Raw genomic sequence first — 21197 nt, 5'->3', positions numbered from 1 at the left:
ACCGGACCATGATCGCGAGCCGCACCCCTACCGTTCCCGGCACGACCGGACGCTCCGAGCTGCTGTTGATCTCAGGCAGCCTGCTGAGCGTGATCGCGATTGTCTGCATCGTCACGTTCCTGCTGATCCGTGAACGCGCCAACGCCCAGGAATCGGCCACCCGTGGCGCCACCACCATCGCCCAGTTGATCGACGCCGATGTACTGCGCACCGTCGAGCTGTATGACCTGACGCTGCAAGGGCTGATCGCCGCCGCCCAGCGTGACGACCTGAAAGACGTGTCGCCGCAGATCCGCCATCTGGCACTGTTCGATCGCTCCACCACGGCGCGCTTCAAGGGCGACATCCTGTTGCTCGACAAGTATGGCGAGGTGATTGCCGACTCCTCGCGGGTCGATCCGCTGCCGGGCAATTTCGCCGACCGTGACTACTTCCTCGCCCACGCCTTCAACCGCGACACCGGCATGTTCATCAGCCGTCCGTTCAAACCCCGCTGCGACTGCGATGACGCCAACCAGTGGCGGATCAGTTTCAGTCGGCGCATTTCTTCAGACACCGGTGAGTTTCTGGGCGTGGCCGTGGCGTCGATGAAACTGGATTACTTCGATCAGTTGTTCAACAGCCTCGACATCGGCATCGACAGCACTCTCAACATCATCAACAACGACGGCATCCTGCTGGCGCAGAAGCCTTATCTGCAGAGCGATTCGATCGGCAAGAGCTTTGCCGCCCGGCCCAATGTGGTGCGGATTCTGCGCGACAGCAACGGCAATGGCAGTTTCAACAGCACTTCGAGCATGGATTATCAGCAACGGCTGTACACCTATTCGCGGGTCGGCAATCTGCCGCTGACGGTGATCGTTGCCCTGTCCAGCGAGGAAGTGTTCGGCGCGTGGCGACGCACCGCGATCCTGATCAGCGGCGCCACCGGCGTGTTGTGTGCCGGTCTGCTATGGCTGACCTGGCTGCTGGCCCGAGAGCTGCGCCTGCGTCAGCGGGCCGAACATGAACTGGCGCAGCTCGCGGCGACCGATGCCCTGACCGGGGTCGCCAACCGGCGAATGCTCGATCAGTCACTGCGCCACGAGTGGTTCCGCGCCCAGCGCTCGGGCAAGCCACTGTCATTGCTGATGATCGACGCCGACCACTTCAAGGCCTTCAATGACCGGCACGGGCATCAGGCCGGAGATCAGGCGTTGCGTGAACTGGCCAGGGTGATCACCGCCAATGTGCGGCGTCCGGCGGATCTGGTGGCTCGGTATGGCGGTGAGGAGTTTTCGGTGATCCTCGCGGAAACCGACAGTGCCGGGGCGCAGCAGATCGCCGAACACATTCGTACAGCGGTGGAGCAATTGCCAAGCCTGAATCAAGACCAGTCACCGATGACCGTGAGCGTCGGTATCAGTACCTGGACGTCGACGAGCGAAATCAGTCTGGAGCAGCTGTTGTTCGCGGCGGACAAGGCGTTGTATCAAGCCAAGGAAGGTGGGAGAAACCGGGTCGTCGTCGCCTGAAAACAGGCATAAAAAAAGGCCACCCAAAGGTGGCCTTCAAAAAACTAGAGAGGTTTTTTACTTACACCGCCGCAACCGGGCGCATGTAAGAGATTGGTGCAGTGCTGGCGTCTTCGAACGTCACGACTTCCCAGGCATCTTTCTGCTCAATCAACTTGCGCAGCAGCTGGTTGTTCAGTGCGTGGCCGGACTTGAAGCCCTTGAACTCACCAATCAGGCTGTTGCCCAGCAGGTACAGGTCGCCAATCGCATCGAGGATCTTGTGCTTCACGAATTCGTCTTCGTAGCGAAGGCCGTCTTCGTTCAGTACGCCATCGGCATCGACCACGATCGCGTTTTCCACGCTGCCGCCGAGTGCGAGGTTGTGCTTGCGCAGGTACTCGATGTCACTCATGAAACCGAAAGTACGGGCGCGGCTGACTTCTTTTACGAACGAAGTGCTGGAAAAATCCACGCTTGCACTTTGGGTGCGGTCCCGGAAAACCGGGTGATCGAAATCGATCTCGAAGCTCACCTTGAACCCTTCGAAAGGGACGAAAGTGGCGCGCTTGTCGCCGTCTTCCACTGTCACTTCACGCAGGATGCGGATGAATTTCTTGGCGGCGTCCTGTTCTTCCAGGCCAGCCGATTGAATCAGGAATACGAAAGGTCCTGCGCTGCCATCCATGATCGGGACTTCAGACGCGGAGAGCTCGACGTAGGCGTTATCGATGCCCAGGCCAGCCATGGCCGAGAGCAAGTGCTCCACCGTGTCTACCTTCACGTCACCGTTGACCAGCGTCGTCGACATGGTTGTCTCGCCGACGTTGGCCGCGCGAGCCGGTATCTCGACAACCGGATCGAGATCGGCACGACGAAAGACGATCCCGGTGTCGACAGGTGCAGGCTTGAGGGTCAGGTAAACCTTCTCCCCGGAGTGCAGACCTACACCGGTGGCACGGATAATATTTTTCAGTGTGCGTTGTTTAATCATGGCATGGGCCGCTTCAGCGCAAATTGCGAACTGGTATCAACAAAGGCTGGCGATGATAGCAGACCGAGCCTTTGCTGAACACCAATCACCTGAATACCCCTGATACATTTCATCAATCGGCCTGACGACGCAGGAAGGCCGGGATGTCCAGGTAGTCCAGGTCATCTTGCGGATTCATCTTCGCGGCAGTCGCAGCACCGGCCTGAGCCTGGTTGCGCATGACGGTCGGACGGTCCAGGTCACGGTAATTCACCGCTGGCTGCTCCTGACGAGCGGGTGCCGGTTGCTGCACCTGAGCAGCGGCCATCGAGGTGTGAACGGTGTTGTCGATGACCTTCACAGGCTTCTCGATTTTCGCGCCCAGACCGGTGGCAACCACGGTCACGTGCAGTTCGTCGCGCATGTCCGGATCGATAACGGTACCGACCTTGACCATCGCGTGCTCGGAAGCGAAGGCTTCGATGATCGAACCCACGTCGGAGTACTCACCCAGGGACAGGTCAGGACCGGCAGTGATGTTCACCAGGATGCCGCGTGCGCCTTGCAGGTTCACGTCTTCCAGCAGCGGGTTGCGGATGGCCGCTTCAGTGGCTTCACGTGCACGGTTCGGACCGCTGGCGCAGCCAGTGCCCATCATCGCCATGCCCATTTCGCTCATCACGGTACGTACGTCGGCGAAGTCGACGTTGATCATGCCCGGACGCTTGATGATGTCGGAGATACCGCGAACGGCACCGGCCAGTACATCGTCAGCCTTGGCGAAAGCCGACAAGAGACTTGCGTCCTTGCCGAGGATGGTCAGCAGTTTTTCGTTCGGAATGGTGATCAGCGAGTCGACGCTTTCCGAGAGCATGCGGATGCCTTCGTCGGCGATCTGCATACGCTTGCGACCTTCGAACGGGAACGGACGGGTCACGACCGCAACGGTCAGGATGCCCATTTCCTTGGCCACTTCGGCAATGATCGGCGCAGCACCGGTACCGGTACCGCCGCCCATGCCGGTGGTGATGAACACCATGTTGGTGCCGGCCAGCACTTCAGCGATGCGCTCGCGATCTTCCAGCGCAGCCTGACGGCCGACTTCCGGGTTGGCGCCGGCGCCCAGGCCTTTGGTCACGCCGGTACCCAATTGCAGAATGGTGCGCGCGCCGATGTTTTTCAGCGCTTGAGCATCGGTGTTGGCGCAGATGAATTCCACGCCTTCGATGTTGCTCTTGACCATGTGATTGACAGCGTTGCCGCCGCCACCGCCAACACCGATAACTTTGATTACCGGGCTTGCGGGGATGTTGTCTACGAGTTCGAACATTTTCCCTCTCCTTACATTCTCTAGTTTTTTCGCCTACTGCTGTTTGTTGCGGTGCTGCGGTAAAGCGTTAGAAGTTGCCTTGAATCCACTTCTTAAAACGGTCCAGCAACGGCGCCTGCGGCTCATCGTTGCTGTAGCTGTCGCGGCTGCCGATGCCCGAGAACGAGATCCCGTCGGACTGCTTTTGCAGGCCGTACATCAACAAGCCAACGCCAGTGGAATAAATCGGGTTGCGTACCACGTCATCCAGACCTTTCACGCCATGAGGCACGCCCAGGCGGACCGGCATGTGGAAGATTTCTTCGGCCAGTTCGGTGGCGCCTTCCATCTTCGACGTACCACCGGTCAGCACGATGCCGGCCGGGATCAGGTCTTCGTAGCCGCTGCGACGCAGCTCGGCCTGGATCAGGGTGAAGAGTTCGTCGTAACGCGGCTCGACCACTTCGGCCAGAGCCTGACGGGACAGTTCGCGCGGCGGACGGTCGCCGACGCTCGGCACCTTGATGGTCTCGCCGGCACCGGCCAGTTTGGCCAGGGCGCAGGCGTAGCGGATCTTGATCTCTTCGGCGTACTGGGTCGGGGTGCGCAACGCCATGGCGATGTCGTTGGTCACCTGGTCGCCCGCAATCGGGATCACCGCCGTGTGGCGGATCGCGCCTTCGGTGAAGATCGCGATGTCGGTGGTGCCGCCGCCGATATCGACCAGGCACACGCCCAGCTCTTTTTCGTCGTCGGTCAGGACCGAGTAGGCCGAGGCCAGTTGCTCGAGAATGATGTCGTCGATTTCCAGACCGCAGCGACGCACGCATTTTTCAATGTTCTGTGCGGCGTTGACGGCGCAGGTGACCACGTGAACCTTGGCTTCCAGACGCACGCCGGACATGCCCAGCGGCTCGCGCACGCCTTCCTGGTTATCGATCACGTAATCCTGCGGCAGGGTGTGCAGCACACGCTGGTCGGCCGGGATCGCCACCGCCTGGGCGGCGTCGAGTACGCGCTCCAGGTCAGCCGAGCTGACTTCGCGATCACGAATCGCGACGATGCCGTGGGAGTTCAGGCTGCGAATGTGATTGCCCGCCACGCCGACGAACGCCGAGTGAATGCGGCAGCCCGCCATCAGTTGGGCTTCCTCGATCGCGCGCTGGATCGACTGCACGGTGGACTCGATGTTGACCACCACGCCTTTCTTCAGGCCGCGGGACGGATGAGTGCCGATCCCGACGATTTCCAGCGAGCCGTCGTCCGCAACCTCGCCGACCAGCGCCACCACCTTGGAGGTGCCGATATCGAGACCGACGATCATTTTGCCGCTTTGCACGTTTGCCATGGGTCCTGCCTCTTCTTAATTCTTTGCGACAGCGGGTTGGGCTGTCGTCGGCGCTACTGGTTCCCGCCAGCCAACAGCGAGGCCGTTGGCGTAGCGCAGATCGATGCGCGCAATGTTCGTAATCTGTTCTTTGAGCGTCTTGTCATAGATGGCAATGAAGCGGCGCATCTTTTCCACCAGGTTGCCGCGTCCCAGCAGCAGCTCGATCCCGGGGCCGGAACTGCCGGCACCGGTGGTCAGGAACCAGCTGCCGCGTTCACGCAGCTCCAGCCGCGCAATCGAGAAGCCCAATGGCCGGAGCATCTGGCTCAGTACCTGGTATTGCTGCATCACTTGCTGCTGGGCCCGCTGCGGGCCGAACAGCTGCGGCAGGTGTTCGTAGTTCGCCAGTTCCTTGGGCGTGAACGCCTGGCCCTGGTTGTTGAGCAACGACTCGTCGCCCCAACGGGCCACCGGCAGTTGCTCTTCCAGGCGGATCACCACCTGGTCCGGCCACACCCGACGTACTTCGGCGTGGGCGATCCACGGCATCTGCTCAAGCTCGGTGCGCATGCTCGCCAGGTCGATGGTGAAGAAGCTCGACGCCACGTACGGGGCGATCCGCTGCTGCACCGCTTGCTGACTGATGTAACTCAGGTCGCCCTGCACCGCGATCTTGGTGATTGGCCGGTCGGCGTACGGCAGCAGACGCTGTGCGCCTTCGTAAGTGCCGAACCCCAGAGCCACCAGCAGCACCGGCCAGAACAGACCTTTCAAAAAGCCGAAGTTGGCTTTTGGCAGGCGCGCGGACATCGGCTCTTTGGCCACCATTCGGCTGGCACCCCGCGGCACCGGCTTGCGGCCGGGTGCGGGTGGCTGATGTCTGAGATGAGCGCCTTGCATGGTCTTAACCTCGCGCCTCTTTCTTGCCATCGGCATCGACACTGGCGGCCAGAATGGCCAGGACCAGCTGCTGGAAATCCAGACCGGCCGCTTTCGCCGCCATCGGTACCAGGCTGTGATCGGTCATGCCGGGAGCGGTGTTGACTTCCAGGAACCAGAACTTGCCGTCGGCGTCCTGCATCACGTCCGCCCGGCCCCAACCGGCAATACCCAGCGCCTCGCAGGCTTGCGCCGTGAGGTCCATGAGTTCTTTTTCCTTGGCGGCATCGAGCCCGCACGGAATCCGATACTGGGTATCGTTGGCGATGTACTTGGCGTCGTAGTCGTAGAACGTGTGTGGCGTACCCAGGGCGATAGGAGGCAACACCTGGTCACGCAGGGTGGCGATGGTGAACTCCGGACCGTGAATCCATTGCTCGACCAACACTTGCGAATCGTAGGTACTGGCCGCTTTCCATGCGTCGATCAACTCGGACGCGGAAGTCACTTTGGCCATCCCGATACTTGAACCTTCATGCGCCGGTTTGACGATCAAAGGGAAGCCCAGTTCCGTCGCTGCCGAAATACAATCGGCCTCGCTGCGCAGCACAGCGTGGCGTGGCGTCGGAATCCCGAGCGTGTGCCAGACCTGCTTGGTGCGCAGTTTGTCCATCGCCAGTGCCGAAGCCAGGATGCCGCTGCCGGTGTACGGAATGTCGGCCACTTCAAGCAGGCCCTGCATGCTGCCGTCTTCACCGCCGCGACCGTGGAGGATGATGAACGCACGGTCGATCTTTTCGCTCAGCAGGCGCTGCAGGATATCGGCGCCGACGTCGATGCCGAACGCGTCCACACCCGCGCTTTGCAGCGCACTGAGCACGGCGTTGCCGGACTTCAGCGAGACTTCACGCTCGGCACTCAGGCCACCGAACAGCACGGCCACACGGCCGAAATCCTTCGGGGCGATGGTGGAGAACAGGTTGGCGTAGGCAGCAGTCATTTCAACTTCCCCTCGACCGATGCCGCCACGGCACCGGCGAACAACTCGCTTTTCAACAGTTTCGGTGCGAGGCCGCCGATGTCACCGGCGCCCTGGCACAGCAGAATGTCGCCGGCACGCAGCAGCGGCTTGACCAGTGGCGCCAGATCGACGCCGCGCTCGATGTAGATCGGGTCGAGCTGACCGCGCTGGCGGATGCTGTTGCACAGCTTGCGGCTGTCCGCGCCCGGAATCGGCTCTTCGCCGGCCGGATAAACTTCCATCAGCAGCAGCACGTTGGCGTCGGCCAGGACATTGACGAAATCGTCATACAGGTCGCGGGTGCGGCTGTAACGGTGCGGCTGGTAGACCATCACCAGACGGCGCTCCGGCCAGCCACCACGCACGGCTTTGATGACTGCTGCGACCTCGGTCGGGTGGTGACCGTAGTCGTCGACCAGCATCACGTTGCCGCCGTCCACCGGCAGCTCGCCGTAGACCTGGAAGCGTCGGCCGACCCCCTGGAACCCGGACAGGCCCTGGACGATGGCTTCATCGCTGACGCCTTCGTCGGTGGCGATGCAGATGGTCGCCAGGGAATTGAGCACGTTGTGGTTGCCCGGCATGTTCACGGACACATCAAGAGGCTCGCGATCAGGGCGCAGCACGGTAAAGAAGGTCTGCATGCCCTGCTGACGAACATTGATCGCGCGCACGTCGGCGTCTTCGCTGAAGCCATAGGTCACGGTCGGACGCTTGACCAGCGGCAGGATTTCACGCACCACCGGATCGTCCAGGCACATCACCGCCAGCCCGTAGAACGGCAGGTTGTGCAGGAACTCGACGAAGGTTTTCTTCAGTTTGTTGAAGTCACCGTCGTAGGTCGCCATGTGGTCGGCGTCGATGTTGGTGACCACGGCCACCAGCGGTTGCAGGTGCAGGAAGCTGGCGTCGCTTTCATCGGCCTCGGCGATCAGGTAACGGCTGGTGCCGAGCTGGGCATTGGTGCCCGCGGCGTTCAGACGGCCACCGATGACGAAGGTCGGATCCAGGCCACCGGCCGCGAACACCGATGCGATCAGGCTGGTGGTGGTGGTCTTGCCGTGGGTACCGGCGACGGCGATGCCGTGGCGGTAGCGCATCAGTTCGGCGAGCATTTCGGCACGCGGCACCACCGGGATGCGGCGTTCCAGCGCAGTCGCGACTTCCGGGTTGGAGGTGTTGACGGCGCTCGACACCACCAGCACATCGGCGGCAGCGGCGTTCTCGGCACGGTGGCCGATGAAGATCTGCGCACCGAAGGATTCCAGGCGCTCGGTCACCGGCGAAGCTTTCAGGTCGGAACCGGACACTTCATAGCCCAGGTTCAGCAGCACTTCAGCAATACCGCACATACCCACGCCGCCGATCCCGACGAAGTGGATGCGACGGATGCGGCGCATTTCCGGTTGCGGCATGGCTTTCTGATTCTCAACCATGGGCCACCTCCAGACAGGTATCGACCACGCTGCGGGTGGCTTCGGGTTTCGCGAGACGGCGGGCCGCTTGGGCCATTTGTTCGAGTCGTTGCGGTTGCATCAAGACCTCTGTCAGGCGCGCGGCAAGGTCCGCGGCACCAGTCGTTCTTTGCGGCATCAGGAAGGCAGCGCCTTCACGGGCCAAATAATCGGCGTTGCGGGTCTGGTGATCGTCGATCGCGTGGGGCAAGGGCACCAGCATCGATGGCAGACCGGCGGCGGCCAGTTCACTGATGGTCAGTGCGCCGGCGCGGCACACCACCAGGTCAGCCCAGCCATAGGCCTGGGCCATGTCTTTGATGAACGGCTGCACCTGCGCATCCACGCCGGCGGCGCGGTAGCGCTCTGCAGTCACTTCATCGTGGTTTCTGCCAGCCTGATGGAACACTTCCGGACGCAAGTCGGCAGCGACTTGTGCCAGGGCTTCAGGCAGCAACTTGTTCAACGGCTCTGCGCCCAGGCTTCCGCCCAGGATCAGCAAACGCGCCTTGCGTCCGGCCAGGGCCGGGCGCGGTGTTTCGAGGAACAGCTCGCTGCGCACCGGGTTCCCGGTGGTACGGCGGCTGTCCGACAGGGTAAAGGTGTCGGGGAACGCTTCACACACCCGGGCGGCGAACGGCACCAGCAACCGATTGGCGGTGCCGGCCACGGCGTTCTGCTCATGAACGATCACCGGCACGCCGGCCAGTTTGGCGGCAAGACCACCGGGGCCGGTCACATAGCCGCCGAATCCGACCACGCACACCGGACGCAAGCGGCGAATGATCGCCCGCGCCTGCCACACCGATTTCAGCAGCATGAACGGCGCCTTGAGCAGCGACAGCTTGCCCTTGCCACGCAGGCCAGTGGCGTTGATGCGGTGCAGTTCAATACCTGCAGCCGGTACCAGATCGTTCTCGATCCCGCGCGGCGTGCCGAGCCAGTGCACGGTGTAGCCGCGCGCCTGGAATTCGCGGGCACAGGCCAGCGCCGGGAACACGTGGCCACCGGTGCCGCCGGCCATGATCAATACGTTAGCGCCCATGGTTCGGCTCCTCGGCGAAGTCGCTCTCATGGAATTCCATCTCTTCACTGCCCAGGTGGGTCCGACTCTCCCACTCGATCCTCAGCAACAGGCCAAGGCAGGCGCAGCAGATCACCAGGGAACTGCCGCCATAACTGAGGAACGGCAAGGTCAGGCCCTTGGTCGGCAGCAGGCCGACGTTCACGCCGATGTTGATCAGGAACTGGCCGATCCACAGGAACGACAGACCGTAGGCAACATAAGCGGCAAAAAACTGTTTGGCTTTCTCGGCCCACAGACCGATGTACATGCCGCGAATACACACGAACACGAACAGCGCCACGGTGCACAGCGAGCCCACAGCGCCCAGCTCTTCGGCCAGCACCGAGAACACGAAGTCGGTGTGCGCTTCCGGCAGGTAGAACTGCTTCTGCACGCTGTTGCCCAGGCCAACGCCCAGCCATTCACCGCGACCGAATGCGATCAAGGCTTGCGACAACTGATAACCGGCGCCGAACTGGTCGGCCCACGGGTCGGCGAAGTTGGTCAGACGCGCCATCCGGTACGGCTGCATCTGAATCAGCAACACCACCGCACCAACGGCCAGCACCACCATGAGCGAGAACCGGAACAGCCCGACCCCGCCGAGGAACAGCATCGCCGCCGCAGCGCCCATCATCACGACGGTGGCACCGAAGTCCGGCTCCATCAGCAGCAAGCCCGCCATCGGCAGCAGCACGATGAATGGCTTGAAGAAACCCATCCAGCTCTCGCGCACCTCTTTCTGGCGACGCACCAGGTAACCGGCGAGGTAGATCACCACGAACACCTTGGCGATCTCGGACGGCTGTACGTTGAAGAAGCTGAAACCGATCCAGCGCATCGAACCGTTCACCTCACGGCCGATCCCCGGGATGATCACCATCACCAGCAGACCGAACGCACCGATCAGCATCATCCAGCCGAGGCGCTGCCAGGTGGCGATCGGAATCATCATCGTGACGATGCAGGCACCGAGGCCCAGCACCACGTAGATCAGGTGACGGGTCATGTAATAGAGAGCACTGCCCGACTGCGCCGCGCCGACTTCTGTCGATGCCGAGGCGATCATGATCAGGCCCAGACCGAGCAACGCCAGGCAACCGGCGAGCATCGGGAAGTCGAGGTCGATTCCGCGTCCGGTAATGAGCGGCGACGGGTATGGCTTGATGATGTTTCTCAAGCTCATGCCAGATCCTCCACAGCGCGGACGAACTGGTGACCACGGTCTTCGTAGTTCTTGAACATGTCGAAACTGGCGCAGGCCGGCGACAGCAGCACCACGTCACCCGGCTGGGCGGCGGCGCGGCATTGGGCGACCGCGTCGACCAGCGTGGTCGCACGAATCAGCGGTACGGCATCGCCGATCGCTTCGCCGATCTTGTCGGAGTCGCGACCCATCAGGATCACGGCGCGGCAGTGGGCCGCCACCGGATCGCGCAGGTCCTTGAAGTCGGCACCCTTGCCATCGCCACCGGCGATCAGCACGACCTTGCCGTCGATGTCCGCACCCAGACCTTCGATGGCGGCCAGCGCAGCGCCGACGTTGGTGGCCTTGGAATCGTTGTAGTAACCGACGCCGTCCAGATCACGTACCCACTGGCAACGGTGTTCGAGACCGGCGAAGGTGCGCAGCGCCGCCAGCATGGCGTCGAACGGCAGCCCGACCGCGTGGCCGAGCGCCAGCGCCGCCAGGGCGTTGGACTGGTTGTGGGCGCCGCGAATCTTCAGTTCGCGCACCGGCATCAGGTTCTGGAATTCGAAGGCCAGGTATTTCTCGCCATTCTCTTCGCGCAGGCCGAACGCCTTGAAATCGGGTTTGGTCAGGCCGAAGGTCCAGCACGGCTGGCCCTCGCCCATCAGCGGACGGGTCAAGGCGTCCTGGCGGTTGACCACGAACTGCTTCGCACCCCGGAAGATCCGGTGCTTGGCCAGGTGGTAGGCCGGCAGACCGCTGTAGCGATCCATGTGGTCTTCGCTGATGTTGAGCACGGTCGCCACTTCGGCGTTGAGCTGGTCGGTGGTTTCCAGCTGGAAGCTCGACAGCTCCATCACGTACAGCTCGACGTCATCGCTGAGCAGATCCAGCGCCGGCGTACCGAGGTTGCCGCCCACGGCCACGCGCTTGCCGGCCGCAGCCGCCATCTCGCCGACCAGCGTGGTGACGGTGCTTTTCGCGTTGGAACCGCTGATGGCCACGATCGGCGCCTTCGCGTTGCGCGCGAACAGCTCGATGTCGCCGGACAGCTTCACGCCACGGGCCGCGGCGGCTTGCAGGGCCGGGGTCGCCAGCGCCAGGCCGGGGCTCACGTAGAGCTCGTCGGCACGGCACAGGAATTCGACGTCCAGCTCGCCACAACGCACTTCCACGTGCGGATAGTCACGCTGGAGCGTGGCCAGTTCCGGTGGATTTTCCCGCGTGTCGGCCACGGCAAACGCCACGCCCCGGTTCGCCAGGAAGCGAACCAGGGACATGCCGCTCTTGCCGAGGCCGACAACGATGCGGAAGTGGTCAGAAGCGATCAGAGACACTCGTTCTACCTCAGCTTCAGGGTGGCAAGGCCGATCAGCACGAGAATCACGGTGATGATCCAGAAACGGACGATCACGCGCGGCTCGGGCCAGCCCTTGAGTTCAAAGTGGTGGTGAATCGGCGCCATGCGGAACACACGGCGACCGGTCAGCTTAAAGGAGGCAACCTGAATGACGACTGACAGGGTTTCCATCACGAACACGCCGCCCATGATGAACAGGACGATTTCCTGACGGACGATCACCGCGATGGTGCCCAGGGCCGCGCCCAGCGCCAGTGCGCCGACGTCGCCCATGAAGACTTGTGCCGGGTAGGTGTTGAACCACAGGAAACCCAGGCCGGCACCGATCAATGCGCCGCAGAACACGATCAACTCGCCTGCGCCCGGTACGTAAGGAATCAGCAGGTATTCAGCGAATTTCACGTTACCCGACAGGTAGCAGAAGATGCCCAGGCCACCGCCCACCATCACTGTCGGCATGATCGCCAGGCCGTCGAGGCCGTCGGTGAGGTTGACTGCGTTGCTCGAACCGACGATCACGAAGTACGTCAGCACGATGAAACCCGCGCCCAGCGGAATGCTGTAGTCCTTGAGCATCGGCAGGATCAGGGTGGTTTCCACCGGAGTGCTGGCAGTCATATAAAGGAAGATCGCCGCACCGAGGCCGAACACCGACTGCCAGAAATATTTCCAGCGACTCGGCAGACCACGGGAGTTCTTCTCGATCACCTTGCGGTAGTCGTCGACCCAGCCGATGGCGCCGAACAGCAGGGTCACCAGCAGCACAACCCACACGTAGCGGTTGCTCAGGTCAGCCCACAGCAAGGTGCTGACGCCGATCGAAGACAGAATCAGCGCGCCACCCATGGTCGGCGTACCGGATTTGGACAGGTGCGATTGCGGGCCGTCGTTACGAACGGACTGGCCGATCTGACGGTTCTGCAGGGTGCGGATCATCCACGGGCCGTAGCACAGCGACAAGACCAGCGCGGTCAGCACACCGAGGATCCCGCGCAGGGTCAGGTACTGGAAGACCGCGAAGCCTTTGTAGAACTGTTGCAGATACTCCGCTAGCAGCAGCAGCATTAATGTTTCTCCAGACTGGACCCGCACAGGGCCGCAACGATGTTTTCCATCGCTGCGCTGCGCGAACCCTTGATCAAAATGGTGGTGTTTGTGTCCTGCTCGGCGCCGAGGGCCTGGATCAGTTCGGCTTGTGTGCCGAAGTGCTGCGCCTCTTCACCGAATGCGTTCACGGCGTGGACCATGTTCGGCCCGACGGCGTAAAGCGCGGAAACCTTGCCCCGGGCGTATTCGCCCACGTCGCGGTGCCCCTGCTCCGCCCAGTCGCCCAACTCGCCGATATCCCCGAGCACCAGAACGGTGCGACCGGAAAAGCCGGCGAGTATATCAACGGCCGCGCACATCGAGGTGGGGTTCGCGTTGTAAGTGTCATCGATCACGCGCATGCCGTTTTTCGCCAGTTGCGCGACGGTGCGACCCTTGACCGGTTGTACCGCGCCAAGCCCGGTGGCAATGCCGAACAGCGACACGCCCAGGGCGTGAGCGGCAGCGGCGGCGGCCATGGCGTTGGCGACGTTGTGGGTGCCGAGCAGGTTCAGTTGAACCCGTTCCACACCTTCAGGAGTGTGAAGGTTGAACGCCGGGCAACCACGGGCATCGGTGGCCAGGTCGCTGGCGTAAAAATCCGCCTGAGTGTTGCTCAGGGCAAACGTCAGCACCTTGCGCGCGCCGGCGCGGGTTTTCCAGATACCAAACGCCTTGTCATCGAGGTTCAGCACGGCGACGCCATCGGCCGCCAGCCCGTCGATGATCTCGCCCTTGGCTTCGACGATTTTCTCCGGCCCGCCGAACTCACCGACGTGGGCGGTCCCAGCGTTGTTGAGGATTGCCACGTGCGGCTTGGTCAGCCCCACGGTGTAGGCGATTTCACCCAGACGCGAGGCGCCCAGTTCGATCACCGCCGCGCTGTGTTCCGGGGCGAGTTCGAGCAGGGTCAGCGGCGCACCCAGATCGTTATTCAGGTTGCCACGGGTCGCCAGCACCGGACCGCGTGTGCGCAGGATGCTTGCGAGCATTTCCTTGACCGTGGTCTTGCCACTGGAGCCGGTAACCGCAGCGACCGGTTTGGTGAACGCGGCACGGTTCAAGGCACCCAGCTGGCCGAGAGCCTGGCGAGTGTCCTTGACCAGCAATTGCGGCAGCGTGCTGTCGGCGACTTCGCGCTCGACCAATGCCGCAACGGCGCCTTTGGCGGCGACTTCATTCAGATAGTCATGACCGTCGAAACGCGGGCCGGTCAGGGCGATAAACAGTTGGCCAGCCTTGATCGCGCGGCTGTCGATGCTCACGCCGTCAAAACTGGCGTCGGCGCTGATCAGGCGGGCGTCGAGCGCGCTGGTCAGCTCGCTGAGTTTCAGGGCCTTAAGCATGGGCCACCTCCCACGCGGTCAGGGCGTGATCCGCCTCGACCAGATCAGAGAATGCATGGCGCTCGCCGTTGATTTCCTGATAGTCCTCGTGACCTTTGCCGGCCAGAACGATCACGTCATCCGCCGAAGCGCCGGCAATCAGTTGCGCGATGGCCTGGCCACGACCGGCCACGAACGTCACCTTGTCCACAGCCGTGAAACCGGCGCGGATGTCATCGAAAATCACCGCCGGGTCTTCGGTGCGCGGATTGTCATCGGTCACCAGCACACGGTCGGCCAGACGCTCGACCACTTCGGCCATCAGCGGACGCTTGCCGCGATCGCGATCACCGCCGCAGCCGAACAGGCACAGCAGCTGGCCTTTGACGTGCGGGCGAAGCGCAGTCAGAACTTTTTCCAGCGCGTCCGGGGTGTGGGCGTAATCGACCACCACCAGTGGCTGAGTGCCGCCGCCGAGACGCTGCATGCGACCGGCCGGGCCTTCGAGCTTTGGCAGCACCTTGAGAATTTCGTCGAGGGCGTAATCGAGACCGAGCAAGGCGCCGACGGCGGCCAGTACGTTGCTCAGGTTGAAACGGCCGAGCAGCGTGCTGCGCAGATGGCGTTCGCCTTGCGGCGTGACCAGCGTGGCGCGCACGCCTTCGTCGTCGAACTGCGCTTCACGCACATAGAGATAGGCGCTGCTGTCGAGCAGGCTGTAAGTGATCAAACGTGACTCGCGCTTTTCAGCGGCCAGTTGCCGGCCGAAATCGTCGTCGAGATTGATCACGCGGCACTTCAGGTCATTCCAGGCGAACAGCCGGGCCTTGGCCTCGGCGTACGCTTCCATGGTGCCGTGGTAATCGAGATGATCACGGGACAGGTTGGTCATCACTGCCACGTCGAATGCCAGCGCGGTAACCCGGCCTTGATCCAGACCGTGAGACGAAACTTCCATGGCCACGGCTTTGGCGCCGGCCTTTTTCAGGTCGCCCAGGGTCGCTTGCATGGCAATCGGATTCGGCGTGGTGTGCAGGCCGCTTTGCAGCGCGCCATGAAAACCGGAGCCGAGGGTGCCGACGATGCCGCAATGCTGGCCGAGCAGGTCCAGCGCCTGCGCCACCAACTGGGTCACGCTGGTCTTGCCGTTGGTGCCGGTCACGCCCACCAGATTCAGGTGATGGCTTGGCTCACCGTAAAAACGCCCGGCGATGTCAGACAGTTGCGCCGCCAGGCCCTTGACCGGAATCAGCGGAACTTCGGTGATCGGCAGCACGGTGGCGCCTTCCACTTCATAGGCCACCGCAGCAGCACCGCGCTGCAAGGCGTCGGCGATGTGCGCACGCCCGTCGAACTTGCCGCCCGGCACCGCGAGGAACAGATCACCCGCGCGTACATTGCGACTGTCGAGCGCCAGTTCACGGATCAACAGATCATGGCCGGCGTGGGGGAAAATCTTGTTCAGACTCAGAGACATCAGCCGCGCCCTCCATTGGCTTTCAGCGGAACGACCGGGGTGGCGTTGGCCTGTTGTGTGGTCGGCAGGTTGTCCGGGGTAACGTTCATCAGGCGCAGGGTGCCCGACATCACGCGGCTGAACACCGGCGCCGAGACCAGACCACCGAAGTAACCGGCCTTGGTCGGTTCATCGATCACCACAACGATTGCATAGCGTGGATCGCTCATCGGGCCGAAACCGGCGAACAGCGAGCGGTAAGAGTTTTCGGCATAGCCCTTGGTGCCAACCGATGTTTTACGCGCGGTACCGGACTTGCCGCCCACGTGATACGCCGGCACCTGCGCACGGAACACGCCGCGCGGGGCTTCGATCACTTGTTGCAGCATGCCTTGCATGGTTTTGGCGACAGCTTCCGGCAGCACCTGGGTGGTCTGCGGCGCCTTGTCGGTTTTGATCAGGGTCAGTGGTGCCAGACGCCCGTTATTGGCCAGCGCCGAGAACGCGTGCACCAGCTGGATCGCGGTCACCGAGATACCGTAGCCATAGGACAGCGTCGCGGTCTCGGCCTTGCGCCACTCGCGGTAGTTCGGCAGGTTGCCGACACGTTCGCCCGGGAAGCCGAGGCCGGTGTCCTGGCCGAGGCCGACTTTCTGTGCGAGGCGGAAAATGGTTTCGCCGCCGATATCGAACGCGACCTTACTCATGCCGACGTTACTGGAATTGATCAGAATGCCGGTCAGGTCGAGTACCGGACCTTCGGTCTTCGATACGTCCTTGATCGTGTATTTGCCGATCTGCAGGGAGCCCGGATACACCTCGACGGTGTCGCTCGGTTTCCAGCGGCCGGTTTCGATCGCGGCGCTCATCGAGATCGCTTTCATGGTCGAACCGGGTTCGAACACATCGATCATCGCGCGGTTACGCATCATCGCCGGTTGCAGGTTGCGACGGTTGTTCGGGTTGTAGGTCGGCTGGTTGACCATGGCGAGAATCTCGCCGGTCTTCACGTCCATGATCACCAGACTGCCGGCCTTCGCGCCGTTCTCGATGATCGCGTTGCGCAGCTCGCGGTTGGCCAGATATTGCAGGCGCAGGTCAATCGACAACGCCAAGGGCTTGCCGGCCTTGGCGTTCTTGGTGACCTGGACATCCTTGATCAGCCGTCCGCGCCGATCCTTGATGACTTGCCGCTTGCCGGGCACGCCGGCCAGCCATTCATCGTAGGCCAGTTCGACACCTTCACGACCGTGGTCATCGATGTCGGTGAACCCAACCATATGTGCGGTGACTTCACCGGCCGGGTAGAACCGGCGGAACTCTTCGATGCCGTAGACGCCCGGCACTTTCAGGTCGAGCACGGCCTGGCCCTGCTCGGGGGTCAACCCGCGCACCAGATAAATGAATTCCTTGTTGGCCTGGGCTTCGAGACGTTCGGCCAGGGCTTTCGGATCCTGCCCCAGCGCGGCGGCCAGTGCCGGCCATTTTTCTTTCGCTGTCTGCATTTCCTTGGCGTTGGCCCACAGGGTGGTCACCGGCGTACTGACGGCCAGCGGCTCGCCGTTACGGTCGGTGATCAGACCACGGTGAGCCGGAATCGGAATGTGCCGAAGACTGCGCGCGTCGCCCTGACCTTTGAGAAAGTCTCGGTCAACCACTTGCAGGTCGATGATGCGCCAGCAGATGGCCGCAACCATCACGCCGAGCAGTGCCACCATCAGACGGAAACGCCATGGGAAAAGAGCCCCCTCGAGTTTCATCATGGCGCCACCATCTTCACGTCAGCCGCGCCGGGAATGTGCATCTTCAGTTGTTCGGTGGCCAGTACTTCGATCCGGCTGTGGGCGGTCCAGGTGCTTTGCTCCAGGATCAGGCGCCCCCATTCGGCCTGCGCCTTGTCGCGCACGCTCAGTTCGTTGTACAGGGTGTTGAGCAATTGCCGGTTCCAGTGAGCGCTGTAAGACACGCCGATGGCCGACACGAGCACGCCGATGAACAGCAGCAGCATGAAGAAGCTGCCGCCGGGCAGTGGCTTGGCGAAAAGCTTGCTCACCGCAGCTTCTCCGCGACGCGCATGACGGCGCTACGGGAACGTGGGTTGGCTTTGAGTTCGGCGTCGGAGGCCGTCTGCGCTTTGCCATGGACTTTAATTTTCGGTTCGAACGCAACGTGGCGAACCGGCAGGTTGCGCGGCAGGTTGTCGGCTTCGCCTTTCACCAGCTTGCGCATGAACAGTTTGACGATACGGTCTTCCAGCGAGTGGAAGCTGATCACGACCAGACGGCCGCCCACTTCCAGGCATTCGAGCGCGGCTTCAAGACCCGCTTCCAGATCGCCCAGTTCGTTGTTGACGTGAATGCGCAGGCCCTGAAAAGCGCGGGTTGCCGGGTTCTTGCCCTTTTCCCATGCCGGGTTGGCGACTTTCAGGACTTCGGCCAGATCGGCGGTGCGCTCGAACGGCGTGATGTCACGGCGCTCGGCCACGGCACGGGCCATGCGACCAGAGAAACGTTCTTCGCCGTATTCCTTGAACACACGGGCGATTTCTTCCACCGGCGCGGTGTTGACGAACTCGGCTGCGCTGATGCCACGGGACGGATCCATGCGCATGTCCAGCGGACCGTCGTTGAGGAAGCTGAAGCCGCGCTCGGCATCATCGAGCTGCGGAGAGGACACACCCAGATCCAGCAGAATGCCGCTGACCTTGCCGACCAGGCCCTGCTCGGCAACCACCGAACCGAGCTCGGCAAAGCTGCGCTGCACAACGACAAAGCGGCCGTCTTCGGCCGCTAGCGTTTGCCCGGTGGCAATCGCTTGAGGATCCTTGTCGAATCCGATGAGCCGACCATCCGGCCCGAGCTTGCTCAGGATCAACCGGCTGTGCCCGCCGCGACCGAACGTGCCGTCCAGATAGCAGCCATCAGGACGTACGGCGAGAGCCTCGACGGCTTCGTCAAGCAGTACGGTGATGTGGTTAAAGCCGCTATCAATAGTCACAGGATCAGATCACGCAGTTCGTCAGGCATGGCGCCCGGTTGTTGTATGGCAGCCAGGTCAGCGGCAGAAACCGCGTTCCAGGCATCTTCGTCCCACAGTTGGAACTTGTTCAGTTGGCCCACCAGCATCGCGCGCTTGTCGAGCTTCGCGTATTCGCGCAGGCGCGGCGGCACCAGGAAACGACCACTGCCGTCGAGCTCAAGGTCAACGGCATTACCAATCAATAAACGTTGCAGACGACGGTTCTCTTCGCGAAGCGAAGGAAGCGCGCGCAACTTGGTTTCAATAATTTCCCACTCATCGAGCGGGTAGACACACAAACATGGATCAACGGCATCAATGGTCACGATCAACTGGCCGGAACTGCGCGAATCGAGCTCGTCACGGTACCGGCTCGGCATGGCGAGACGGCCCTTTGCATCGAGACTGATAGCGTTAGCTCCGCGAAACACGTCTGCGTTTCTCCAATTTTTATCGTTTTGAGCTCAAAAAACCCACTTCATGCCACTTTCCGCCACTTGCGCACACTATAGGAATGCGCCCACCACACCGTCAAGGCGCGGATTAAAGGAAAACCCTTACAGAACGGAGATTTAGGAGCATAAAAGGATGAGCAACGAGAATCTGGCGGATGCTTTTATCCAATAACTTGAAGCAGCACTGAAAGCTGCGCTCGAAAGTTAAAGTAATTTGTTAAGAGTAAGATTTTTTCGGTATTACAAAAGCGCTTCTGCTGTTGATTGAAGCAAGGTGGGAAATGGCTATTACAGCGTTTGCCGCTGCCGGGTTTCCAGCGCAGACCTGCTGATAATAAACAGCCCTGTCGCCTTTAATTCAAGCAGGGAAAAGAAAAAGGTGGAGAGTCGATCTGTAAGCCGGGTTCTGTCTTGAACAGTCATTCGTCTACGATGGCCATCACTGGACATCTTTAGCAACCTACCCGGTCCCAGCGCGGGCCACGCCTTGGGACCCTATTTGGTCTTGCTCCAAGTGGGGTTTACCTAGCCACGAACTGTTGCCAGACGTGCGGTGCGCTCTTACCGCACCTTTTCACCCTTACCGGCGCCGAAGCGCTTAGGCGGTTATTTTCTGTGGCACTTTCCGTAGGCTCACGCCTCCCAGGCATTACCTGGCACTTCGCCCTATGGAGCCCGGACTTTCCTCCCCCCCCTAATTTTCATAGAGGGCAGCGACTGTCCGATCGACTCTCCGCCGCGCAGGTTAACGGCAGAGCCGCCGAAGAACAAGCGCTAATAGCCCGCAAACCGGTCTGCGCGACGGGTTACGCGTCTTTTTGCTGATCCAGCGCCACCTGGTACAGCACGTTTTTGCGCTCACCGGTGATTTGCGCCGCCAAGGCCGCCGCACGCTTGAGCGGCATCTCTTCCAGCAACAGATTGAGGATGCGCATCGCCTCGCTGCTGACGGCGTCTTCGGATTCCGGCGCGGTCCAGCCCGCCACTACCACAACGCATTCGCCGCGCTGCTGATTACTGTCCGCCTCGACGAACGCCCGTAACTCGCTCAACGGCAATCCCTTGAGGGTTTCAAAAGTCTTGGTGATCTCACGAGCGAGCAATGCAGGACGATCAGCGCCGAACACCGCCTCCATATCCTGCAGGCATTCAAGAATGCGATGCGGTGCCTCGTAGAAAATCAGCGTGCGCGGTTCTTCCTTGATCGCTTCCAGGCGCGCTTTGCGCCCCACGGCCTTGGCCGGCAAAAAGCCTTCGAAGATAAAACGGTCAGACGGCAGACCGGCAGCCGACAACGCCGCGATCAAAGCGCACGCGCCTGGCACCGGCACCACATTGATCCCGGCGGCACGGGCCTGCCGTACCAAGTGATAACCGGGATCGGAAATCAGCGGCGTACCGGCATCGGAAATCAGCGCGACGTTGTCTCCTGCCAGAAGACGGGTGATGAAACGACTGCCTTCGTCCCGCTCATTGTGCTCATGACAGGCTGCCAGCGGCGTGGAAATGCCGAAGTGCTGCATCAGGCGTTGGGAGTGGCGCGTATCTTCGGCGGCGATCAGCGCCACCTCGCGCAGGATCTTCAACGCCCGGGCGCTGATGTCATCCAGGTTGCCGATGGGCGTCGCCACCACATAAAGCGAGCCCGCAGCGGAATTCAAAGGACCTGGAGCAGTCAAAGCGCACACCTCATGATCGGTAAAAGCCGCCATTGTAGCGCGTCGTGCGCCGGACGATGCGTCCGGGTCGGACACGGTTTGTCGCACCATTGTGAGGCTGC

General features: G+C 61.9%; 18 protein-coding genes and 1 other RNA gene. 1 reads left to right on the top strand and 18 read right to left on the bottom strand.

Annotated features, from left to right (window positions below; all coding sequences use genetic code 11):
• Positions 1–8: 8 nt before the first annotated feature.
• The gene (locus tag BMZ46_RS00460; protein WP_074691003.1) at positions 9–1514 is read left to right on the top strand and encodes a sensor domain-containing diguanylate cyclase; all 1506 of its coding nucleotides are present in this window, start codon (positions 9–11) and stop codon (positions 1512–1514) included.
• A 61-nt stretch (positions 1515–1575) separates the two neighbouring features.
• Here the strand turns inward: BMZ46_RS00460 and lpxC are convergent, their stop codons facing one another.
• The 18 genes from lpxC to rsmI all read right to left on the bottom strand — a co-directional run bounded on the left by lpxC (position 1576) and on the right by rsmI (position 21129).
• On the bottom strand, positions 1576–2487 hold the full coding sequence (lpxC, locus tag BMZ46_RS00455) for a UDP-3-O-acyl-N-acetylglucosamine deacetylase (protein ID WP_007956752.1): 912 nt from the start codon (positions 2485–2487) through the stop codon (positions 1576–1578).
• Between the two features lie 112 nt (positions 2488–2599).
• A complete protein-coding gene (ftsZ, locus tag BMZ46_RS00450) occupies positions 2600–3796 on the bottom strand; it encodes a cell division protein FtsZ (RefSeq protein ID WP_007956754.1) in 1197 nt (398 codons plus the stop codon).
• A 67-nt stretch (positions 3797–3863) separates the two neighbouring features.
• Positions 3864–5123 carry a cell division protein FtsA gene (gene ftsA, locus BMZ46_RS00445; protein WP_039766239.1) on the bottom strand — a complete coding sequence of 420 codons (1260 nt, stop codon included), beginning with the start codon at positions 5121–5123 and terminating at the stop codon, positions 3864–3866.
• 15 nt (positions 5124–5138) lie between these two features.
• On the bottom strand, positions 5139–6005 hold the full coding sequence (locus BMZ46_RS00440; RefSeq protein WP_039766241.1) for a cell division protein FtsQ/DivIB: 867 nt from the start codon (positions 6003–6005) through the stop codon (positions 5139–5141).
• A 4-nt stretch (positions 6006–6009) separates the two neighbouring features.
• A complete protein-coding gene (locus BMZ46_RS00435) occupies positions 6010–6984 on the bottom strand; it encodes a D-alanine--D-alanine ligase (protein WP_074691002.1) in 975 nt (324 codons plus the stop codon).
• The gene (gene murC, locus BMZ46_RS00430) at positions 6981–8441 is read right to left on the bottom strand and encodes a UDP-N-acetylmuramate--L-alanine ligase (RefSeq protein ID WP_011335862.1); all 1461 of its coding nucleotides are present in this window, start codon (positions 8439–8441) and stop codon (positions 6981–6983) included. The genes BMZ46_RS00435 and murC overlap by 4 nt, the downstream gene beginning before the upstream one ends.
• Positions 8434–9504, bottom strand: a complete 1071-nt coding sequence (murG, locus tag BMZ46_RS00425; RefSeq protein WP_039766246.1) for an undecaprenyldiphospho-muramoylpentapeptide beta-N-acetylglucosaminyltransferase — start codon at positions 9502–9504, stop codon at positions 8434–8436. The genes murC and murG overlap by 8 nt, the downstream gene beginning before the upstream one ends.
• Entirely contained in the window at positions 9494–10711 is a 1218-nt protein-coding gene (gene ftsW, locus BMZ46_RS00420) for a putative lipid II flippase FtsW (protein ID WP_039766247.1), read from the bottom strand. The genes murG and ftsW overlap by 11 nt, the downstream gene beginning before the upstream one ends.
• A complete protein-coding gene (gene murD, locus BMZ46_RS00415; protein WP_039766248.1) occupies positions 10708–12054 on the bottom strand; it encodes a UDP-N-acetylmuramoyl-L-alanine--D-glutamate ligase in 1347 nt (448 codons plus the stop codon). Before murD ends, ftsW begins: the two co-directional genes overlap by 4 nt.
• 5 nt (positions 12055–12059) lie before the next feature.
• Positions 12060–13142, bottom strand: a complete 1083-nt coding sequence (mraY, locus tag BMZ46_RS00410; protein WP_007956769.1) for a phospho-N-acetylmuramoyl-pentapeptide-transferase — start codon at positions 13140–13142, stop codon at positions 12060–12062.
• The gene (gene murF / locus BMZ46_RS00405; RefSeq protein WP_074691001.1) at positions 13142–14509 is read right to left on the bottom strand and encodes a UDP-N-acetylmuramoyl-tripeptide--D-alanyl-D-alanine ligase; all 1368 of its coding nucleotides are present in this window, start codon (positions 14507–14509) and stop codon (positions 13142–13144) included. Before murF ends, mraY begins: the two co-directional genes overlap by 1 nt.
• The gene (locus BMZ46_RS00400; protein WP_039766252.1) at positions 14502–15965 is read right to left on the bottom strand and encodes a UDP-N-acetylmuramoyl-L-alanyl-D-glutamate--2,6-diaminopimelate ligase; all 1464 of its coding nucleotides are present in this window, start codon (positions 15963–15965) and stop codon (positions 14502–14504) included. Before BMZ46_RS00400 ends, murF begins: the two co-directional genes overlap by 8 nt.
• Entirely contained in the window at positions 15965–17704 is a 1740-nt protein-coding gene (locus BMZ46_RS00395) for a peptidoglycan D,D-transpeptidase FtsI family protein (RefSeq protein WP_170844883.1), read from the bottom strand. The genes BMZ46_RS00400 and BMZ46_RS00395 overlap by 1 nt, the downstream gene beginning before the upstream one ends.
• Complete coding sequence (ftsL, locus tag BMZ46_RS00390) at positions 17704–17997, bottom strand: cell division protein FtsL (protein WP_007956777.1); 294 nt, start codon at positions 17995–17997, stop codon at positions 17704–17706. Before ftsL ends, BMZ46_RS00395 begins: the two co-directional genes overlap by 1 nt.
• The gene (gene rsmH, locus BMZ46_RS00385; protein ID WP_074691000.1) at positions 17994–18941 is read right to left on the bottom strand and encodes a 16S rRNA (cytosine(1402)-N(4))-methyltransferase RsmH; all 948 of its coding nucleotides are present in this window, start codon (positions 18939–18941) and stop codon (positions 17994–17996) included. The genes ftsL and rsmH overlap by 4 nt, the downstream gene beginning before the upstream one ends.
• Positions 18938–19393, bottom strand: a complete 456-nt coding sequence (mraZ, locus tag BMZ46_RS00380) for a division/cell wall cluster transcriptional repressor MraZ (protein ID WP_007917012.1) — start codon at positions 19391–19393, stop codon at positions 18938–18940. Before mraZ ends, rsmH begins: the two co-directional genes overlap by 4 nt.
• Before the next feature lie 403 nt (positions 19394–19796).
• Positions 19797–20150, bottom strand: an RNA gene (rnpB, locus tag BMZ46_RS00375) — RNase P RNA component class A.
• Positions 20151–20223: 73 nt separating this feature from the next.
• Positions 20224–21129 (bottom strand): 16S rRNA (cytidine(1402)-2'-O)-methyltransferase, encoded by a 906-nt coding sequence (gene rsmI / locus BMZ46_RS00370; protein WP_074690999.1) that lies wholly within the window; start codon positions 21127–21129, stop codon positions 20224–20226.
• Positions 21130–21197: the final 68 nt, after the last annotated feature.

The organism is Pseudomonas sp. NFIX49 (assembly GCF_900115915.1).
GTDB lineage: Bacteria > Pseudomonadota > Gammaproteobacteria > Pseudomonadales > Pseudomonadaceae > Aquipseudomonas > Aquipseudomonas pharyngis.
Note: the sequence above shows the minus strand (reverse complement) of the source record. Positions and strands in the feature narration are given on the sequence as shown.

What these genes read in the sequence shown, in the direction of transcription:
- BMZ46_RS00460 (WP_074691003.1), top strand. Translation starts at nt 9, where the DNA reads ATGATCGCGAGCCGCACCCCTACCGTTCCCGGCACGACCGGACGCTCC.
- lpxC (WP_007956752.1), bottom strand. Translation starts at nt 2,487, where the DNA reads ATGATTAAACAACGCACACTGAAAAATATTATCCGTGCCACCGGTGTA.
- ftsZ (WP_007956754.1), bottom strand. Translation starts at nt 3,796, where the DNA reads ATGTTCGAACTCGTAGACAACATCCCCGCAAGCCCGGTAATCAAAGTT.
- ftsA (WP_039766239.1), bottom strand. Translation starts at nt 5,123, where the DNA reads ATGGCAAACGTGCAAAGCGGCAAAATGATCGTCGGTCTCGATATCGGC.
- BMZ46_RS00440 (WP_039766241.1), bottom strand. Translation starts at nt 6,005, where the DNA reads ATGCAAGGCGCTCATCTCAGACATCAGCCACCCGCACCCGGCCGCAAG.
- BMZ46_RS00435 (WP_074691002.1), bottom strand. Translation starts at nt 6,984, where the DNA reads ATGACTGCTGCCTACGCCAACCTGTTCTCCACCATCGCCCCGAAGGAT.
- murC (WP_011335862.1), bottom strand. Translation starts at nt 8,441, where the DNA reads ATGGTTGAGAATCAGAAAGCCATGCCGCAACCGGAAATGCGCCGCATC.
- murG (WP_039766246.1), bottom strand. Translation starts at nt 9,504, where the DNA reads ATGGGCGCTAACGTATTGATCATGGCCGGCGGCACCGGTGGCCACGTG.
- ftsW (WP_039766247.1), bottom strand. Translation starts at nt 10,711, where the DNA reads ATGAGCTTGAGAAACATCATCAAGCCATACCCGTCGCCGCTCATTACC.
- mraY (WP_007956769.1), bottom strand. Translation starts at nt 13,142, where the DNA reads ATGCTGCTGCTGCTAGCGGAGTATCTGCAACAGTTCTACAAAGGCTTC.
- murF (WP_074691001.1), bottom strand. Translation starts at nt 14,509, where the DNA reads ATGCTTAAGGCCCTGAAACTCAGCGAGCTGACCAGCGCGCTCGACGCC.
- BMZ46_RS00400 (WP_039766252.1), bottom strand. Translation starts at nt 15,965, where the DNA reads ATGTCTCTGAGTCTGAACAAGATTTTCCCCCACGCCGGCCATGATCTG.
- BMZ46_RS00395 (WP_170844883.1), bottom strand. Translation starts at nt 17,704, where the DNA reads ATGAAACTCGAGGGGGCTCTTTTCCCATGGCGTTTCCGTCTGATGGTG.
- rsmI (WP_074690999.1), bottom strand. Translation starts at nt 21,129, where the DNA reads ATGGCGGCTTTTACCGATCATGAGGTGTGCGCTTTGACTGCTCCAGGT.